Annotated in this window: 14 protein-coding genes; 12 read left to right on the top strand and 2 right to left on the bottom strand. The window is 70.6% G+C overall.

What is annotated here, in order from left to right:
* Positions 1 to 39 precede the first annotated feature (39 nt).
* From ACFYXM_RS00935 to ACFYXM_RS00905, 7 genes are all read left to right on the top strand, one after another.
* Positions 40 to 828, top strand: coding sequence for a cell division protein FtsQ/DivIB (locus ACFYXM_RS00935; RefSeq protein ID WP_389285592.1), 789 nt, complete (start codon positions 40 to 42; stop codon positions 826 to 828).
* A 277-nt stretch (positions 829 to 1,105) separates the two neighbouring features.
* Positions 1,106 to 2,317 carry a cell division protein FtsZ gene (gene ftsZ, locus ACFYXM_RS00930; protein ID WP_389285590.1) on the top strand — a complete coding sequence of 404 codons (1,212 nt, stop codon included), beginning with the start codon at positions 1,106 to 1,108 and terminating at the stop codon, positions 2,315 to 2,317.
* A complete protein-coding gene (gene pgeF, locus ACFYXM_RS00925) occupies positions 2,314 to 3,072 on the top strand; it encodes a peptidoglycan editing factor PgeF (protein WP_389285589.1) in 759 nt (252 codons plus the stop codon). Before ftsZ ends, pgeF begins: the two co-directional genes overlap by 4 nt.
* A 6-nt stretch (positions 3,073 to 3,078) precedes the next feature.
* Positions 3,079 to 3,798 (top strand): YggS family pyridoxal phosphate-dependent enzyme, encoded by a 720-nt coding sequence (locus ACFYXM_RS00920; RefSeq protein WP_389285587.1) that lies wholly within the window; start codon positions 3,079 to 3,081, stop codon positions 3,796 to 3,798.
* Positions 3,799 to 3,924: 126 nt separating this feature from the next.
* On the top strand, positions 3,925 to 4,560 hold the full coding sequence (locus ACFYXM_RS00915) for a cell division protein SepF (RefSeq protein ID WP_073788811.1): 636 nt from the start codon (positions 3,925 to 3,927) through the stop codon (positions 4,558 to 4,560).
* A gap of 69 nt (positions 4,561 to 4,629) precedes the next feature.
* Positions 4,630 to 4,914 carry a YggT family protein gene (locus ACFYXM_RS00910; protein WP_351523868.1) on the top strand — a complete coding sequence of 95 codons (285 nt, stop codon included), beginning with the start codon at positions 4,630 to 4,632 and terminating at the stop codon, positions 4,912 to 4,914.
* 49 nt (positions 4,915 to 4,963) lie between these two features.
* Positions 4,964 to 6,112 carry a DivIVA domain-containing protein gene (locus tag ACFYXM_RS00905; protein WP_389285584.1) on the top strand — a complete coding sequence of 383 codons (1,149 nt, stop codon included), beginning with the start codon at positions 4,964 to 4,966 and terminating at the stop codon, positions 6,110 to 6,112.
* Positions 6,113 to 6,314: 202 nt separating this feature from the next.
* On the opposite strand, the gene ileS is transcribed toward ACFYXM_RS00905, so the two are convergent.
* A complete protein-coding gene (gene ileS / locus ACFYXM_RS00900) occupies positions 6,315 to 9,488 on the bottom strand; it encodes an isoleucine--tRNA ligase (RefSeq protein ID WP_389285582.1) in 3,174 nt (1,057 codons plus the stop codon).
* Positions 9,489 to 10,038: 550 nt separating this feature from the next.
* Between ileS and ACFYXM_RS00895 the strand changes: the two genes are divergently transcribed.
* From ACFYXM_RS00895 to ACFYXM_RS00875, 5 genes are all read left to right on the top strand, one after another.
* A complete protein-coding gene (locus ACFYXM_RS00895; protein WP_389285580.1) occupies positions 10,039 to 10,923 on the top strand; it encodes a TraR/DksA family transcriptional regulator in 885 nt (294 codons plus the stop codon).
* A 58-nt stretch (positions 10,924 to 10,981) separates the two neighbouring features.
* Positions 10,982 to 11,572, top strand: coding sequence for a signal peptidase II (lspA, locus tag ACFYXM_RS00890; protein ID WP_389285578.1), 591 nt, complete (start codon positions 10,982 to 10,984; stop codon positions 11,570 to 11,572).
* A gap of 102 nt (positions 11,573 to 11,674) precedes the next feature.
* Positions 11,675 to 12,616, top strand: coding sequence for an RluA family pseudouridine synthase (locus tag ACFYXM_RS00885; RefSeq protein ID WP_389285576.1), 942 nt, complete (start codon positions 11,675 to 11,677; stop codon positions 12,614 to 12,616).
* Between the two features lie 163 nt (positions 12,617 to 12,779).
* Entirely contained in the window at positions 12,780 to 14,366 is a 1,587-nt protein-coding gene (locus tag ACFYXM_RS00880; RefSeq protein ID WP_389285574.1) for a Na+/H+ antiporter, read from the top strand.
* Positions 14,367 to 14,535: 169 nt separating this feature from the next.
* On the top strand, positions 14,536 to 15,105 hold the full coding sequence (locus ACFYXM_RS00875; protein ID WP_362022108.1) for a dienelactone hydrolase family protein: 570 nt from the start codon (positions 14,536 to 14,538) through the stop codon (positions 15,103 to 15,105).
* Between the two features lie 97 nt (positions 15,106 to 15,202).
* Here ACFYXM_RS00875 and ACFYXM_RS00870 read toward each other — a convergent pair whose 3' ends face one another.
* Positions 15,203 to 16,183, bottom strand: coding sequence for a zinc metalloprotease (locus ACFYXM_RS00870; RefSeq protein WP_389285573.1), 981 nt, complete (start codon positions 16,181 to 16,183; stop codon positions 15,203 to 15,205).
* Positions 16,184 to 16,185: the final 2 nt, after the last annotated feature.

Here is a 16,185-nt window from a genome sequence, read left to right as displayed (position 1 = left end):
CCGGGGGCACGGCTCCCGGACCCGGTGTGAGGAGCGAGCGTGGCCGGACCGACGACCGCCCGGCGCGGTGCAGTGCAGCAGAAGGACTCTCCGGCCGATCCGCCGAGCCCCGAAGGGCGTTGGCGGCCCAGTCGTGTCCGGTTGATCGTGACCGGCGTGCTGGTCCTGCTGCTCGGTTCGGGAGCCGTCTGGGCGCTCTACGGCTCGCCCTGGCTCCGGGTCGAACGGGTCAGGACGACCGGTGTCGGCGTGCTGACCCCGGCCGAGGTCGAGGCTGTCGCGGCGGTGCCGATCGGCGCCCCGCTCATCTCCGTGGACACCGACGCCATCGCCGACCGGTTGCGCCAGAAGGTGCGTCGTATCGACTCAGTGGATGTCGTGCGGTCATGGCCGCACGGAATCGGACTTAAAGTGACCGAACGGCAGCCGGTCCTGCTGATGAAAAAGGGTGCGAAGTTCGTCGAAGTGGACGCGAAGGGCGTGCGTTTCGCGACCGTGGACAAAGCGCCCCGGCGCGTGCCGATCCTGGAACTGACTCCTCGTCAGTCCCCCGGTCTGCGTCGCTTCGGCAGCGATCGGCTGGTGCGGGAGGCGGTCCGGGTCGCGGGCGGACTCCCGGGTGATGTCGCCAAGGACACCGCGGTCGTACGAATCACCTCGTACGATGCGATCTCCCTGGAGCTCACCCGGGGCCGTACGGTGAACTGGGGCAGCGGCGAGGACGGGTCGGTGAAGGCCGAGGTCCTGACCGCTCTGATGAAAGCCGCCCCCGAAGCGGGACACTTCGACGTGAGTGCGCCCACCGCCCCTGCGGTATCGGACGGTTGACGCATATGTGGCCTGGCCAGCACCCTGGTTGGTCAGCGCTACGGGTGATCACATAGGGTGAAAAGAAAAACGGGAGGTTCGGCGTGTTCGTTGAACACGCGCCACTTGTCGACTTAGTGTCCTGTTCGGAAGAGTCCATGAAACAGACACACTGGTAACCCTGAACTTCAACGTTAGGGTTTGGGTCGGCGTTTCGGACCGCCCCAATCGGCATCCGTCGTCGCGGCGGGAACACCGTCAAGCGACGACACGTAACTCGAGGCGAGAGGCCTTCGACGTGGCAGCACCGCAGAACTACCTCGCAGTCATCAAGGTCATCGGTGTCGGCGGCGGTGGTGTCAATGCCATCAACCGAATGATCGAGGTCGGTCTCAAGGGCGTCGAGTTCATCGCGATCAACACGGATGCGCAAGCCCTGTTGATGAGCGACGCCGACGTCAAGCTCGACGTCGGCCGCGAACTCACCCGCGGACTCGGCGCCGGGGCCAACCCGGCCGTCGGTCGCAAGGCGGCAGAGGACCACCGCGAGGAGATCGAGGAGGTCCTCAAGGGGGCCGACATGGTCTTCGTCACCGCCGGGGAGGGCGGCGGCACCGGCACCGGCGGCGCACCCGTCGTCGCGAACATCGCGCGCTCGCTGGGCGCCCTGACGATCGGCGTGGTCACCCGCCCGTTCACCTTCGAGGGCCGGCGCCGCGCGAACCAGGCGGAGGACGGCATCGCCGAGCTCCGCGAAGAGGTCGACACCCTCATCGTCATCCCCAACGACCGGCTGCTGTCCATCTCGGACCGGCAGGTCAGCGTGCTCGACGCGTTCAAGTCGGCCGACCAGGTGCTGCTCTCGGGTGTCCAGGGCATCACCGACCTCATCACGACGCCCGGTCTGATCAACCTCGACTTCGCCGACGTCAAGTCGGTCATGTCCGAGGCCGGATCGGCGCTCATGGGCATCGGCTCCGCCCGCGGCGACGACCGCGCGGTGGCCGCCGCGGAGATGGCCATCTCCTCGCCGCTCCTGGAGGCGTCCATCGACGGCGCCCGCGGTGTCCTGCTCTCCATCTCCGGTGGCAGCGACCTCGGTCTCTTCGAGATCAACGAGGCCGCCCAGCTGGTGAGCGAGGCGGCACACCCCGAGGCGAACATCATCTTCGGCGCCGTCATCGACGACGCGCTGGGCGACGAGGTGCGCGTCACCGTGATCGCGGCCGGCTTCGACGGCGGACAGCCGCCGGCCCGCCGCGAGAACGTCCTGGGCGCGAACTCCGCCAAGCGCGATGAGCCGGCACCGCCGGTCCGGTCCGAGCCCGTGCGCCACACCGGCGGGCTGGGTTCCCTGCCCCCGCGCGAGGAGCTCGCGCCGCCGGCCGAACCCGCTCCGGTGGCCGAGAAGCACCTGCCGCCGGTCACCACCGCGCCGCACATCCCGCCGGCCCGGCCCTACCCGGACTCCCAGATCGAAGAGCTGGATGTCCCGGACTTCTTGAAGTGATAGTCCCGCACCGCTCGGTTCCTGCGGTGGCCTCGGAGACCTCGGCGGGCCGCGCGCACTTCGCCTTCACCGACAGGTGGGGCGGGGTGAGCGCGGCTCCGTACGAGGAGCTCAACCTCGGCGGCGCGGTCGGTGACGACCCCGCCGCCGTTCTGGCGAACCGGGAGCGCGCCGCCGGGGCCCTCGGCCTGGACCCGGCGCGGGTCGTCTGGATGAACCAGGTGCACGGACGGGACGTCGCGGTCGTCGACGCCCCCTGGGGGGACGCCTCGCGGATCCCCGCCGTGGACGCGCTGGTGACCGCGCGGCGCGGGCTCGCGCTCGCCGTGCTCACCGCCGACTGCACCCCCGTACTCCTCGCCGATCCCGACGCCGGGATCGTGGCTGCGGCGCACGCGGGCCGCCCCGGACTGGTCGCCGGGGTCGTCCCCGCCGCGGTCGAGGCGATGACCGCGCTCGGCGCGAAGACCTCGCGGATCGTCGCCCGGACCGGACCGGCCGTCTGCGGACGGTGTTACGAGGTCCCCGCCGTGATGCGCGCAGAGGTCGCCGAGACTGTTCCGGCCTCCTGGTCCGAGACCAGTTGGGGCACTCCGGCCGTGGACGTCACCGCGGGGGTCCACGCCCAGCTCGAAGCGCTCGGGGTGGAGGACCGGCAGGCGTCGACGATCTGCACCCTCGAATCGGGCGATCACTTCTCGTACCGCCGCGACCGCACCACCGGGCGGCTCGCCGGCTATGTCTGGTTGGACTGATAGGGCATGACGGACCGTAGAACCCAACTCGCCGGAAATCTGGCACGGGTGGAGGAACGTATCGCTTCCGCCTGCTCCGCCGCGGGCCGTGCGCGGGAGGAGGTGACCCTCATCGTGGTCACCAAGACCTATCCCGCGAGCGATGTGCGGATTCTGAGCGAACTCGGTGTGCGCCATGTCGCGGAGAACCGCGATCAGGATGCCGCCCCCAAGGCCGCCGCGTGTGCGGATCTGTCGCTCACGTGGCATTTTGTCGGTCAGTTGCAGACGAATAAGGTTCGTTCTGTGGCTGGTTATGCCGATTTTGTGCAATCGGTGGATCGGGTCAAACTGGTCACAGCGCTCTCCGCGGCGGCCGTGCGCGAAGGGCGCGAACTCGGCTGCCTCGTACAGGTGGCGCTCGACGCGGAGAGCGGCGAGCGGGGTGTCCGGGGCGGTGTCGCGCCGGACGGGATCGAGGAGTTGGCCGCCGCGGTCGCCGCGGCGCCCGGACTGCGGCTCGCCGGTCTGATGACCGTCGCGCCGCTCGCCGGGCCGTACGCGGGACGGCGGCGTGCCGCCTTCGATCGGCTGATGGAATTCTCGTCCCGCCTGCGCGCGGACCATCCGGCTGCGAACATGGTCTCCGCGGGGATGAGTTCGGACCTCGAGGACGCCGTCGCGGCCGGAGCGACACATGTACGCGTCGGTACGGCGGTACTCGGAGTCCGACCGAGCCTCGGGTAACGTCGCCAAACGAGTCGGACCACAGCAGAAAATATGGTCAATCCCGCTGATGGCGGGCGGACCACAGTGGATCGCGGGGCACTTGGTGACAGATGCCGATCCACCACAGAGCGGAGGATTCAGAGCATGGCCGGCGCGATGCGCAAGATGGCGGTCTACCTCGGCCTCGTGGAGGACGATGGGTACGACGGTCCGGGGTTCGACCCCGATGACGAATTCGAACCCGAGCCGGAGCCCGAGCGCGACCGGCGGCGGCATCAGCCCGCGCATCAGGTCGAACGGGAGCGGGACCGCGAGCGGGAGCGCGAACAGGACGAACCGGTGCGAGCGGTGCAGCCTCCCGCGCAGCGGGAGCCGGTGCAGATCCCGGTGGAAAGGGAGCGACCCGCCCGGATCGCACCCGTGGCATCCATCACACCCGAACGCCCGAACATGGAGAAGAACGCACCGGTGATCATGCCCAAGGTCGTGTCCGAGCGGGAGCCGTACCGCATCACCACACTGCACCCCAGGACCTACAACGAGGCCCGTACCATCGGTGAACACTTCCGTGAGGGTACTCCGGTGATCATGAACCTCACGGAGATGGACGATACGGACGCGAAGCGACTTGTCGACTTTGCGGCAGGACTCGTCTTCGGACTCCATGGCAGCATTGAGCGCGTGACGCAGAAGGTGTTCCTGCTGTCTCCTGCTAACGTCGATGTCACGGCGGAGGACAAGGCCCGCATCGCTGAGGGCGGATTCTTCAATCAGAGCTGAGAACACGGCACCAAGAACGACCCGGCCGGGAGGCCGGAGCGAGAGAGCCAGGGGAGAGGGAAGCGCGAAATGGGCGTCGCACTGCAGGTTGTCTATATCGCGTTGACGTGTTTCCTCATCGTGCTGATCTTCCGGCTGGTCATGGACTACGTCTTCCAGTTCGCGCGTTCATGGCAGCCAGGCAAGCCGATGGTGGTCATACTCGAGGCCACTTATACGGTCACCGATCCACCGCTCAAGCTTCTGCGGCGGTTCATCCCGCCGCTGCGTATCGGGGGCGTGGCACTCGACCTGTCCTTCTTCGTTCTGATGATCATCGTTTTCATCCTGAGAGGCATCGTGATCGGGTTGTGAGCGATACGGTCTTGCCGACTGCCGACGACTACGTAGAGGTGAAGAAGAGATGCCGCTGACCCCCGAGGACGTGCGGAACAAGCAGTTCACAACCGTCCGTCTCCGAGAAGGCTACGACGAGGACGAGGTCGATGCCTTCCTCGACGAGGTCGAGGCCGAGCTGACCCGCCTGCTCCGTGAGAACGAGGACCTGCGCGCGAAGCTGGCCGCCGCCACGCGTGCCGCCGCGCAGAACCAGCAGCAGGGCATGCGCAAGCCGGAGCCGCAGGACCGGCCCGGGGCCCCCGTGCCCGCCGCCATATCGGGACCGCCGGTCCAGCAGCAGCCCCCGCAGATGGGTCCGCCCCAGCTGCCCGGTGGCGCTCCGCAGCTGCCCGCCGGCCCCAGTGGTCATGGCCCCGGCCCCCAGGGTCAGCACGGTCCCGGCCCCCAGGGTCAGCACGGTCCCGGTCCGCAGGGCCCGCACGGCCCCGGCCCGATGCAGGGCGGCCCCATGGGTGGCCCGATGGGCGGCCCCATGGGCGGTCACGCCCCGCAGCAGCAGATGCAGCAGCCGCCGCAGATGCAGCAGCCCGGTCAGGGTCCCGGCGGCGACAGCGCCGCCCGTGTTCTCTCGCTCGCGCAGCAGACGGCCGACCAGGCGATCGCGGAGGCCCGTTCCGAGGCCAACAAGATCGTCGGCGAGGCGCGCAGCCGTGCCGAGGGGCTGGAGCGCGACGCGCGGGCCAAGGCAGACGCGCTGGAGCGGGACGCGCAGGAGAAGCACCGTGTGGCGATGGGCTCGCTGGAGTCGGCCCGCGCGACGCTGGAGCGCAAGGTCGAGGACCTGCGCGGCTTCGAGCGCGAGTACCGCACGCGGCTGAAGTCCTACCTGGAGAGCCAGCTGCGTCAGCTGGATACCCAGGCGGACGACTCGCTCGCCCCGCCGCGCACCCCGGCGACCGCTTCGCTGCCGCCGTCGCCCTCGCTGGCCCCGGCCGGTGCGGGCGCCATGGGCCACAGCATGGGCGGCAACCACGGCAACCAGCCGATGGGCGGCAACCCGTCCATGAGCGGTGGGCCCTCGTACGGCGGTCAGCAGCAGATGTCGCCGGCGATGACCCAGCCGATGGCGCCGGTGCGACCGCAGGCGCCGCAGCCGATGCAGCAGGCGCCGTCGCCGATGCGCGGTTTCCTGATCGACGAGGACGACAACTGAGCCGGGTGCGCGCGGTGAGCGCGTAGCCGTCGGCAGGCTGAGGGCCGGGCCCCGGGGTTTTCCCCGGGGCCCGGCCCTTTGCGTGTTCCGGTGGGTCCGGGGGATACGGCCGTAGGCCGGGGCACATGCCGGCGGGCCCGTCCGGAACGGTTGGTTCCGGACGGGCCCGCCAGGGAGCCGGGGGTGTTGCCCCCGCTCGGTCCTACCGCTCCGTCCTGCGGAGGCGGAACGTCAGGGCCAGGCCCTCGTCCTCGAACGGCTCGCCGAAGGCCGCGTCCGCCTCGCCCTGTGCGTAGTCCAGTGCCAGGACCTCGTCCGCGATCAGGGCCGCGTGCTCGGTCAGTGCCTCCACCGTGGCGGGGGAGGCGGACGTCCAGCGGACGGCGATGCGGTCCGCGACGTCCAGGCCGCTGTTCTTGCGGGCCTCCTGGATGAGGCGGATGGCGTCACGGGCCAGGCCCGCGCGCCGCAGCTCCGGTGTGATCTCCAGGTCCAGGGCGACGGTCGCGCCCGAGTCGGAGGCCACCGACCAGCCCTCGCGCGGCGTCTCGGTGATGATCACCTCATCGGGGGCGAGGGTGACGGTCTCGCCGTCCACCTCGACCGACGCCGTGCCCTCGCGCAGGGCCAGCGAGAGGGCCGCCGCGTCGGCGTTCGCGACTGCCTTGGCCACCGCCTGGACGCCCTTGCCGAATCGCTTGCCGAGGGCGCGGAAGTTGGCCTTCGCGGTCGTGTCGACCAGCGAGCCGCCGCCCGCTGGACCAGCGGAGGAATCGGAGAGCGATGCCAGGGACTCGACGTTCAGCTCCTCGGTGATCTGGGCGTGCAGCTCGGGCGAGAGGGACTCGAAGCCGGCCGCCGCGACCAGGGCGCGGGACAGCGGCTGGCGGGTCTTGACGCCCGACTCGGCACGGGTGGCCCGGCCGAGCTCGACCAGGCGGCGCACCAGCGCCATCCGGACCGACAGCTCGGGGTCGACGGCCGTGAGGTCGGCCTTCGGCCAGGCGGACAGGTGCACGGACTCGGGGGCGTCCGGGGTGACCGGGACCACCAGGTCCTGCCAGACCCGTTCGGTGATGAACGGGGTGAGCGGGGCCATCAGCCGGGTCACGGTCTCGACGACCTCGTGCAGCGTGCGCAGCGCGGCCTTGTCGCCCTGCCAGAAGCGGCGGCGCGAGCGGCGGACGTACCAGTTGGACAGGTCGTCGACGAACGCGGACAGGAGCTTGCCGGCGCGCTGGGTGTCGTACCCCTCCAGTGCCTGCGTGACCTGGTCGACGAGGGCGTTCAGTTCGCTCAGCAGCCAGCGGTCCAGGACCGTGCGGTCCGCCGGGGCGGGGTCGGCCGCGGAGGGGGCCCAGCCCGACGTACGGGCGTACAGGGCCTGGAAGGCCACCGTGTTCCAGTAGGTCAGGAGGGTCTTGCGGACGACTTCCTGGATGGTGTTGTGGCCGACGCGGCGGGCCGCCCAGGGGGAGCCGCCGGCCGCCATGAACCAGCGGACCGCGTCGGCGCCGTGCTGGTCCATGAGGGGGATCGGCTGGAGGATGTTGCCGAGGTGCTTGGACATCTTGCGGCCGTCCTCGGCGAGGATGTGGCCCAGGCAGACCACGTTCTCGTAGGACGACTTGTCGAAGACCAGCGTGCCGACCGCCATCAGCGTGTAGAACCAGCCGCGGGTCTGGTCGATGGCCTCGGAGATGAACTGCGCCGGGTAGCGGCTCTCGAACAGCTCCTTGTTCTTGTACGGGTAGCCCCACTGGGCGAACGGCATCGAGCCCGAGTCGTACCAGGCGTCGATGACCTCCGGGACGCGGTACGCCTCCAGCTGGCAGTTCTCGTGCGAGCAGGTGAACGTGATCTCGTCGATGAACGGGCGGTGCGGGTCGAGACCGGACAGGTCCGTGCTGGCGAGCTCGCCCAGTTCGGCGCGCGAGCCGACGCAGGTGAGATGGCCGTCCTCGCAGCGCCAGATCGGCAGCGGGGTGCCCCAGTAGCGGTTGCGGGACAGCGCCCAGTCGACGTTGTTGTTCAGCCAGTCGCCGAAGCGACCGTTCTTGACCGACTCCGGGAACCAGTTGGTCTTCTCGTTCTCCGCGAGCAGCCGGTCCTTGATCGCGGTCGTGCGGATGTACCAGGACGGCTGCGCGTAGTAGAGGAGTGCGGTGTGGCAGCGCCAGCAGTGCGGGTAGCTGTGCTCGTACGGGACGTGCCGGAAGAGCTTGCCGCGGGCGGCCAGGTCCTTGGTGAGCGCCTCGTCGGCCTTCTTGAAGAAGACGCCGCCGACCAGTGGCATGTCCTCCTCGAAGGTGCCGTCGGGGCGGACCGGGTTGACGACGGGAAGACCGTACGCCTTGCAGACCTGGAGGTCGTCGGCACCGAACGCGGGGGACTGGTGGACCAGACCCGTGCCGTCCTCGGTCGTCACGTACTCGGCGTTGACGATGTAGTGGGCCTCGGCCGGGCCCGGGAAGTCGACAAGCGCGAACGGACGCTCGTAGGTCCAGCGCTCCATCTCGCGGCCGGTGAAGGTCTCACCGGTGGGCTCCCAGCCCTCGCCCAGGGCCTTCTCGACCAGCGGCCGAGCGACGACGAGCTTCTCCTCGCCGTTGCTCGCGACGACATAGGTGACGTCGGGGTGCGCGGCGACGGCGGTGTTGGAGACCAGCGTCCAGGGGGTGGTCGTCCAGACGAGCAGGGACGCCTCGCCGGCGAGCGGGCCGGAGGTGAGGGGGAAGCGGACGAAGACCGACGGGTCGACGACCGTCTCGTACCCCTGCGCCAGCTCGTGGTCGGACAGGCCGGTGCCGCAGCGCGGGCACCAGGGGGCCACGCGGTGGTCCTGTACCAGGAGGCCCTTGCCGAAGATCTCCTTCAGCGACCACCACACGGACTCGACGTACTCGGGGTCCATGGTGCGGTAGGCGTCGTCGAGGTCGACCCAGTAACCCATCCGGGTGGTCAGCTCGGTGAAGGCGTCGGTGTGGCGGGTCACCGACTCGCGGCACTTGGCGTTGAACTCGGCGATGCCGTACGCCTCGATGTCCTTCTTGCCGTTGAAGCCCAGCTCCTTCTCGACCGCGAGCTCGACCGGCAGGCCGTGGCAGTCCCAGCCGGCCTTGCGGCCGACGTGGTAGCCCTGCATGGTGCGGAAGCGGGGGAAGACGTCCTTGAAGACGCGGGCCTCGATGTGGTGGGCGCCGGGCATGCCGTTGGCGGTGGGCGGGCCCTCGTAGAAGACCCACTCGGGGCGGCCCTCGGACTGTTCGAGGCTCTTGGCGAAGACCTTGCTCTCGCGCCAGAAATCGAGCACGGCGTGCTCCAGCGCGGGCAGGTCGACCTGGGCGGGTACCTGGCGGTACTGCGGCGATGTCATGGGCGGACTTCCTCCGGCGGACGATTTCCACTTCCGTCGGAGGGACGAGAGCCTCGTCGACTCCCGCGGTACCACCCTCCTTGGCCCCGGGCACGCACCCGTGGCCCCCTCATTGGGGTCGCGATGCCGGTTCTACTTGCCTCGTGGCGTTCTTCCGGCGGCTCCGGGTGATCTTCACGACGCGCTCGCCCCCGGGCTTCCACCGTCCCCGGGTCGCTCCTGGCTGCGTACGACGCTACTCGTCCCATCCACGCCTCTCGCTCAGGCCAGTGTACGGGCCCGTCGGGGCGTCGGCCGACCGGATATCGGGCGGTGCGGGGCGTGACCCGAATGGGGAGACGGGGACGGACGGGTCCGGGGGAGCCGGCCGGGGCGTCGCGGGAGTCGGATTATCGGGCTGTGAGCTGGGCACAACGGATTCAGGCAGGTCGGCGTCCGGACGCGGGCGGTGGCGAATCGGCGGCGTGCCCCGTTGCCGCGGGGTCGGGGCCGATTTATCGTCCCAGCACGATTCGCGTGCGAGATCACAATATGTGAAGGGGCCGCGGCCATGGTGGCGAAGAAGACCGCCGCGAAGAAGACGGCGTCGACGAGATCCACGGGTGCGGCGGCCGCAGGGACGGACGCGGAGGGCGGCCCCGAGACCGCGGCGAAGAAGAAGACGACCCCGGGGAAGGCGACCGGAAGGGCCGGGAAGAAGTCGCCCGCGGCGAAGAAGGCTGCGGCGAAGAAGGCCGCGGCGAAGAAGGCCGCGGCTGAGGAGGCCGCGGCGAAGAAGGCCGCAGCCTCGAAGGCGGTGTCCGCCGCGCGCACGGATGCCGGGCGCGCGGCACCGGCCAGGAAGGCCCCCTCGAAGAAGAGCGCGGCCAGGAAGTCCTCGAAGAAGGCCGCCGCGGTGGCCACGGAAGCGGCTGAGTCCGCCGAGCAGACGGGAGCCCACACGGTGGTAGCCAAGAAGAGCGAGGCCCGGACCCGCGTGGCCGGCGAGGCCGCGGCGTCCGTCGCGCCGTCGGGCGGAGGAGCCGTCACGACGGCCCCCGGCGAGCTGGCGGTCCGGCCGGACGAGGACCCCTGGACCCCGGAGGAGGTCGACGAGGCGCGGGCCGTGCTGAGCGGCGAGATCACGCGGCTGCGCAATGAGCTGGAGGCCGCGGGCATCGCACTCGCCGGGCTGATGCGCGACTCCGGCGACGGGGCGGGCGACGACGAGGCCGACACCGGTACCAAGAACATCACACGTGAGCACGAGATGGCGCTCGCCGCCAACGCCCAGGAGATGCTGGCCCAGACCGAGCGGGCGCTGGCCCGGCTCGACGCCGGGACGTACGGACTGTGCGAGGTCTGCGGCAGGCCGATCGGCAAGGCCCGGATGCAGGCGTTCCCCCGCGCCACCCTCTGTGTCGAGGACAAACAGAAGCAGGAGCGACGCGGCTGATCCGGCGCGCCGTGCCGTACCCTCGTCCTCAGTCAGGAACCTAGGTTGAGGGACTCACGTGGCAGAGGCGGAGCGCATCATCGGTACGCCGGACATCCCCGAAGCTGAGGGGACCGGGGGAGAGGAGACCGGGAGCCCGGCAGAGGAGACGCCCCGGGCCGGAGGCAAGCGGAAGATCGCGGTGCTCTTCTGCGTGGCCGCCTTCGCCTATCTGCTGGACCTGGTCAGCAAGCTGCTGGTGGTCGCGAAGCTGGAGCACCACCAGCCGATCGAGGTCATCGGCGACTGGCTGAAGTTCGAGGTGATCCGGAACTCGGGCGCCGCGTTCAGCGTCGGCGAGGCGTACACGATCGTCTTCACCGTCATCGCGGCGACCGTGGTCGTGGTGATCGCCCGGCTGGCCCGCAAGCTCTACAGCCTGCCGTGGGCCATCGCGCTCGGTCTGCTGCTCGGAGGGGCGTTCGGCAACCTGACCGACCGCCTCTTCCGTTCCCCCGGCGTCTTCGAGGGCGCGGTGGTGGACTTCATCTCCGTCGAGCACTTCGCCGTCTTCAACCTCGCCGACTCCGCGATCGTCTGCGGCGGCATCCTGGTCGTGCTGCTCTCCTTCCGCGGCCTGGACCCGGACGGGACCGTGCACAAGGACTGACCGTGCGCAGCGGCCGGCCGTGCACGGGACGGACGAGGCCGTGCGCGAGGGCCGGGCGGGACCGTGCACGAGGACCGGCCGCCGCAAGGCATACTCGATCGGGTGAGTACGTATCCCGAGGTCCGCACCCTGCCCGTACCGGACGGCCTGGAGGGCGAGCGCGTCGACGCCGCCATCTCCCGGATGTTCGGCTTCTCCCGCACCAAGGCCGCCGATCTGGCCGCCGCCGGAAAGGTGCAGGTGGACGGTGCGGTGGTCGGGAAGTCCGAGCGGGTGCGGGGCGGCGCCTGGCTCGAGGTGGAGATGCCGCAGGCGCCCGCGCCGGTGCAGGTCGTCGCCGAGCCCGTCGAGGGCATGGAGATCGTGCACGACGACGAGGACATCGTGGTCATCGTGAAGCCGGTCGGGGTCGCCGCCCACCCGAGCCCCGGCTGGACCGGTACGACGGTGATCGGCGGCCTCGCCGCGGCCGGGTACCGGATCTCGACGTCCGGCGCGGCCGAGCGCCAGGGCATCGTCCACCGCCTCGACGTCGGCACCTCCGGCCTGATGGTCGTGGCCAAGTCGGAGCGGGCCTACACCCTGCTGAAGGCGCAGTTCCGCGACCGGGTCGTCGAGAAGAAGTACCACGCGCTGGTGCAGGGCCACCCGGATCCGATGAGCGGCACCATCGACGCCCCCATCGGGCGCCACCCCAACCACGACTACAAGTGGGCCGTCACCGCCGACGGCAAGCCCTCCGTGACGCACTACGACCTCATCGAGGCGTACCGGGCCGCCAGTCTCCTCGACATCAAGCTGGAGACCGGCCGCACGCACCAGATCCGGGTGCACATGTCCGCCCACCGCCACCCCTGTGTCGGGGACCTCACCTACGGCGCCGACCCGACGATGGCCAAGCGCCTCGGACTGACGCGGCAGTGGCTGCACGCCGTCCGGCTCGGTTTCGAGCACCCGTCCGACGGCAGCTGGGTGGAGTTCTCCAGCGAGTACCCGGACGACCTCCAGCGGGCCCTGGACAGGATCGTGGCCGAGAGCCGGTGAGCAGCCGGTGAGGGCCGGTGCCCCATGGGCCGCGGCCGGCGGGGCGCGGTGCCCGCAGGGGTGAGAAGGGGGTTTTTCCGGGCAGCGGCCGGTGCGTGGCAGGCTTGAATTCCCAGACCGCCCGGCCACGACGGCCGGTCCGTCGCGCTCCGGAAGGCACCTCGTGGACCAACTGACACTGCTCCTCCTGCTGTTGCTCGGAGCCGTGGTCACGGTGCCACTGGGGGAGCGGCTCGGACTGCCCGCACCGGTGCTGATGACGCTCGCCGGGGTCGGCATGGCGTTCCTCAGCTTCGTGCCGAACGTGGACATCCCGCCGGAGATCATCCTGCCGGCGGTCCTGCCGCCGTTGCTCTACGCCTCCGTGCAGCGCACCTCCTGGCGGCAGTTCGCCGCCAACAAGCGGCCGATCTTCCTGCTGGCCGTGGCGCTGGTCTTCGTCACCACGGCCGCCGTCGCCGCCGTGGCCAACGCGATAGTCCCCGGACTTCCCCTCGCCGCCGCCGTGGCCCTCGGCGCGCTCGTCGCCCCGCCCGATCCGGTCGCCGCGACCGCCGTCGCGGGCTCGGTCGGACTGCCGCGCAGGCTCGTCTCCATCCTGGAGGGCGAGGGACTGTTCAACGACGTGACCGCGATCGTGCTGTACCACGTGGCGATCGCCGCCGCGGTGAGCGGCACCTTCTCGCTCCCCGAGGCGTTCGGGCTGCTGGTCCTGTCCGCGGTCGTCGCCGTGGTGGTGGGGCTGGTGCTCGGCTGGCTCACCATCAAGCTCATGGGCCTGCTCGGCGACGCCACCCTCCAGGTCGGGCTCACCCTGCTGGTGCCGTTCGTGAGCTATGTGCTCGCGGAGGAGCTGATGGGGTCGGGCGTCCTGGCCGTCCTCACCACCGCGCTCTTCCTCGCGGAGCACACCGCCGACGCCGACGACGTGCTCGGCCGGCTCACCGGCCGCTCCTTCTGGGAGATCGTCGACACCCTCGTGACGGGGGTCGCCTTCGGGCTGGTCGGCCTCGAACTCCACAACGTCTTCGGTACGGCGGACGGCCGCGAACTCCAGATGCTCGGCTGGGGCCTGGCGATCGTCGCGGTCGTCGTCGGCGTACGGCTGCTCTACCTGCTGCCCGCGACCTGGCTCGCCAAGCGGCTGCACACCCGGCGCGACGTCAGCGAGGACATCCCCACCAGCTGGCGGGAGACCGTCGTCATGTGGTGGTCCGGAATGCGAGGGGTCGCCTCGGTGGCCCTGGCGCTCGCGATCCCGCTGAAGACCGACGACGGGCAGCCCTTCCCGGGGCGCGAGGAGATCATTTTCATCGCCTTCGCCGTGATCATGGCCACGCTCGTCGTCCAGGGGCTCACCCTGCCGTGGCTGGTCCGCAAGCTCCACGTCAAGGCCGACACGGCGGCCGAGGAGGCGCTGGAGAAGGACCTCGCGATCCGTGCCGCCAAGGCCGCGAAGCAGCGGCTCAAGGAGATCCAGGAGGACGAGGAGTTCCCGGAGGAGGTCGCCGAGCGGTTGCAGCGGCTGGCCTACGACATGGGGGCCCGGATCAGCCCCGACATGGTCGACGAGGAGCGCCGCGAGGCGTACGCGCAGCGCGCCGAGCGCTTCAAGGCGGTCAACCTCGTCCAGCGCGAGATGATGTCCGCCGCGCGCCACGCGGTGCTGTCCGCCCGCAGCGAGGCGGGCAACGACCCGGAGGTGGTCGACCGGGTGCTGAGACAGCTGGACGTGCGCAGCCTGCGGTGACGCCCGAGGCGCCGGACCGGAGCGGCGGCGGTCCGGTCCGTGCGGTGCGCGGCGGTGCCCGGGAGCGCGGTTTCGGCGATCGGGATGCCGGGCCGGGCCGTTCCGGCGGGCACCCCGCGGCCGGGCCCCATGCGACGCGAGGCACGGCGGCAACTGGCACCATGGCCCCATGGACATCATGCTTTTCCATTCGACGTACGGTCTGCGCCCCGCGGTGCACGCGGCTGCGGCCCGGCTGCGCGCAGCCGGGCACGAGGTGCACGTACCCGATCTCTTCGAGGGGCGCACGTTCGACACCGTCGAGGAAGGCCTGGCGTTCAAGGAGGAGCTGGGCAAGGACGAACTGCTGCGGCGGGCCGTGCTGGCCGCCGCGCCCTACTCCGACCGCGGCCTGGTGTACGCCGGGTTCTCCCTGGGGGCGGCCACCGCGCAGACGCTGGCGCTCGGTGACGAGAAGGCGCGCGGTCTGCTGCTGTTCCACGGCACCTCGGACATCGCCGAGAACGCGTCGGTGGACGAGCTTCCCGTACAGCTGCACGTCGCCGATCCCGACCCGTTCGAGACGCACGACTGGCTGAACTCCTGGTATCTGCGGATGCAGCGGACCGGTGCCGATGTGGAGGTCTACCGCTACCCGGGCGCGGGGCACCTCTTCACCGACCACGAACTGCCCGACCACGACGCGGCGTCGGCCGAACTGGCCTGGAAGGTCGCGCTCGGGTTCCTCGCCACCCTGTGACCGCGCGGGAAGGGCGACCTCGCCGGGAGGGCGCCCGCGCGAGGGGTCCGGCGCGGTGCGCGGGCCCCTCGCGCGGGCACTCGGCGAACGGGGCGGATCAGGCGCGGTAGGCGATCCAGCTGTCGCTCATCCGCTGCACCTGGCCCGAGGTGAACTGGTACATGCAGGCGTCGTACGAGTAGTCCATGAAGTTGTGGATCGGGTCGACGCCCGGCTTGCTGGTGCAGGTGTCACGCCCGGTCGGGCACCCGGACGCGGGGCTCTGCTCGGCGGGCGTGTCGGAGACGTAGTCGCCGTTGCCATTGCAGCCGCCCTGGAACGTGTGGTAGAGCCCCAGCCAGTGGCCGACCTCGTGGGTGGCGGTGTCGCCCTCGTTGTAGTTGGTGGCCGAGCCGCCGGGCAGCGAGGAGTTCAGGATGACGACGCCGTCGTCGGACGGGTTGGACTTGTACGAGCTGGGGAACGTCGCCCAGCCGAGCAGCCCGCCGCCGAGGTTGGCGGTGTACACGTTGAGGGCGTCGGCGCCACCCTTGCGCAGCGCGGACTTCATCGACTTCTCGGCGGAGGAGCCCGGCGAGACGCCGTACCAGGAGCTGTTGTCCGTGTAGTCCGTGCCGGCCAGCGTGAACCGGAAGCCGGAGTCGGTGTTGCCGGTGCCCTGGCCGCCGTAGGCGGCGTTCAGGACGTTCAGCTGGTTGTTGATGGCGGTCGCGCTCAGCTTGCCGGTCGTCCCGGAGTGTATGACGTGGAAGTACACCGGGATCGTGGCGCCCGCGGCGAGCGCGGAGCCGCCGGCCCGGCGGTCCGAGAGTCTCTGCCGCAGCTGCGTGTCCATGGCCTTGGCCTGGGCGGCGGACAGCTCGTTGGGGTCGTGGGCGTTCGTGGTCTTCTCGGGGTGCGCCCTGCGCGCCGTGGCGTCGGTGGCCGTGCCGTCCGCGCACTGCTGGGCGGACGCGGCGGTCGCGGAGGTGGCGGAGGCGGCGGACACCTTCGCGGAGGCGGAGCCAGGGGCGGCGAAGAGCGGTGCCAGGGCCAGGGTTCCGGCCAGGACGGCGGTGCCGAGCGCACGGTTGCGCATAC

The organism is Streptomyces sp. NPDC002476, from assembly GCF_042889785.1.
Classification (GTDB): domain Bacteria; phylum Actinomycetota; class Actinomycetes; order Streptomycetales; family Streptomycetaceae; genus Streptomyces.
The sequence above is the reverse complement of the archived record's forward strand: the minus strand, read 5'-3'. Positions and strand labels throughout refer to the sequence as shown.

Excerpts from the sequence above, each read along its gene's own strand:
- ACFYXM_RS00920 (WP_389285587.1), top strand. The coding sequence starts at position 3,079 with ATGACGGACCGTAGAACCCAACTCGCCGGAAATCTGGCACGGGTGGAG.
- ACFYXM_RS00915 (WP_073788811.1), top strand. The coding sequence starts at position 3,925 with ATGGCCGGCGCGATGCGCAAGATGGCGGTCTACCTCGGCCTCGTGGAG.
- ACFYXM_RS00910 (WP_351523868.1), top strand. The coding sequence starts at position 4,630 with ATGGGCGTCGCACTGCAGGTTGTCTATATCGCGTTGACGTGTTTCCTC.
- ACFYXM_RS00905 (WP_389285584.1), top strand. The coding sequence starts at position 4,964 with ATGCCGCTGACCCCCGAGGACGTGCGGAACAAGCAGTTCACAACCGTC.
- ileS (WP_389285582.1), bottom strand. The coding sequence starts at position 9,488 with ATGACATCGCCGCAGTACCGCCAGGTACCCGCCCAGGTCGACCTGCCC.
- ACFYXM_RS00895 (WP_389285580.1), top strand. The coding sequence starts at position 10,039 with ATGGTGGCGAAGAAGACCGCCGCGAAGAAGACGGCGTCGACGAGATCC.
- ACFYXM_RS00875 (WP_362022108.1), top strand. The coding sequence starts at position 14,536 with ATGGACATCATGCTTTTCCATTCGACGTACGGTCTGCGCCCCGCGGTG.
- ACFYXM_RS00870 (WP_389285573.1), bottom strand. The coding sequence starts at position 16,183 with ATGCGCAACCGTGCGCTCGGCACCGCCGTCCTGGCCGGAACCCTGGCC.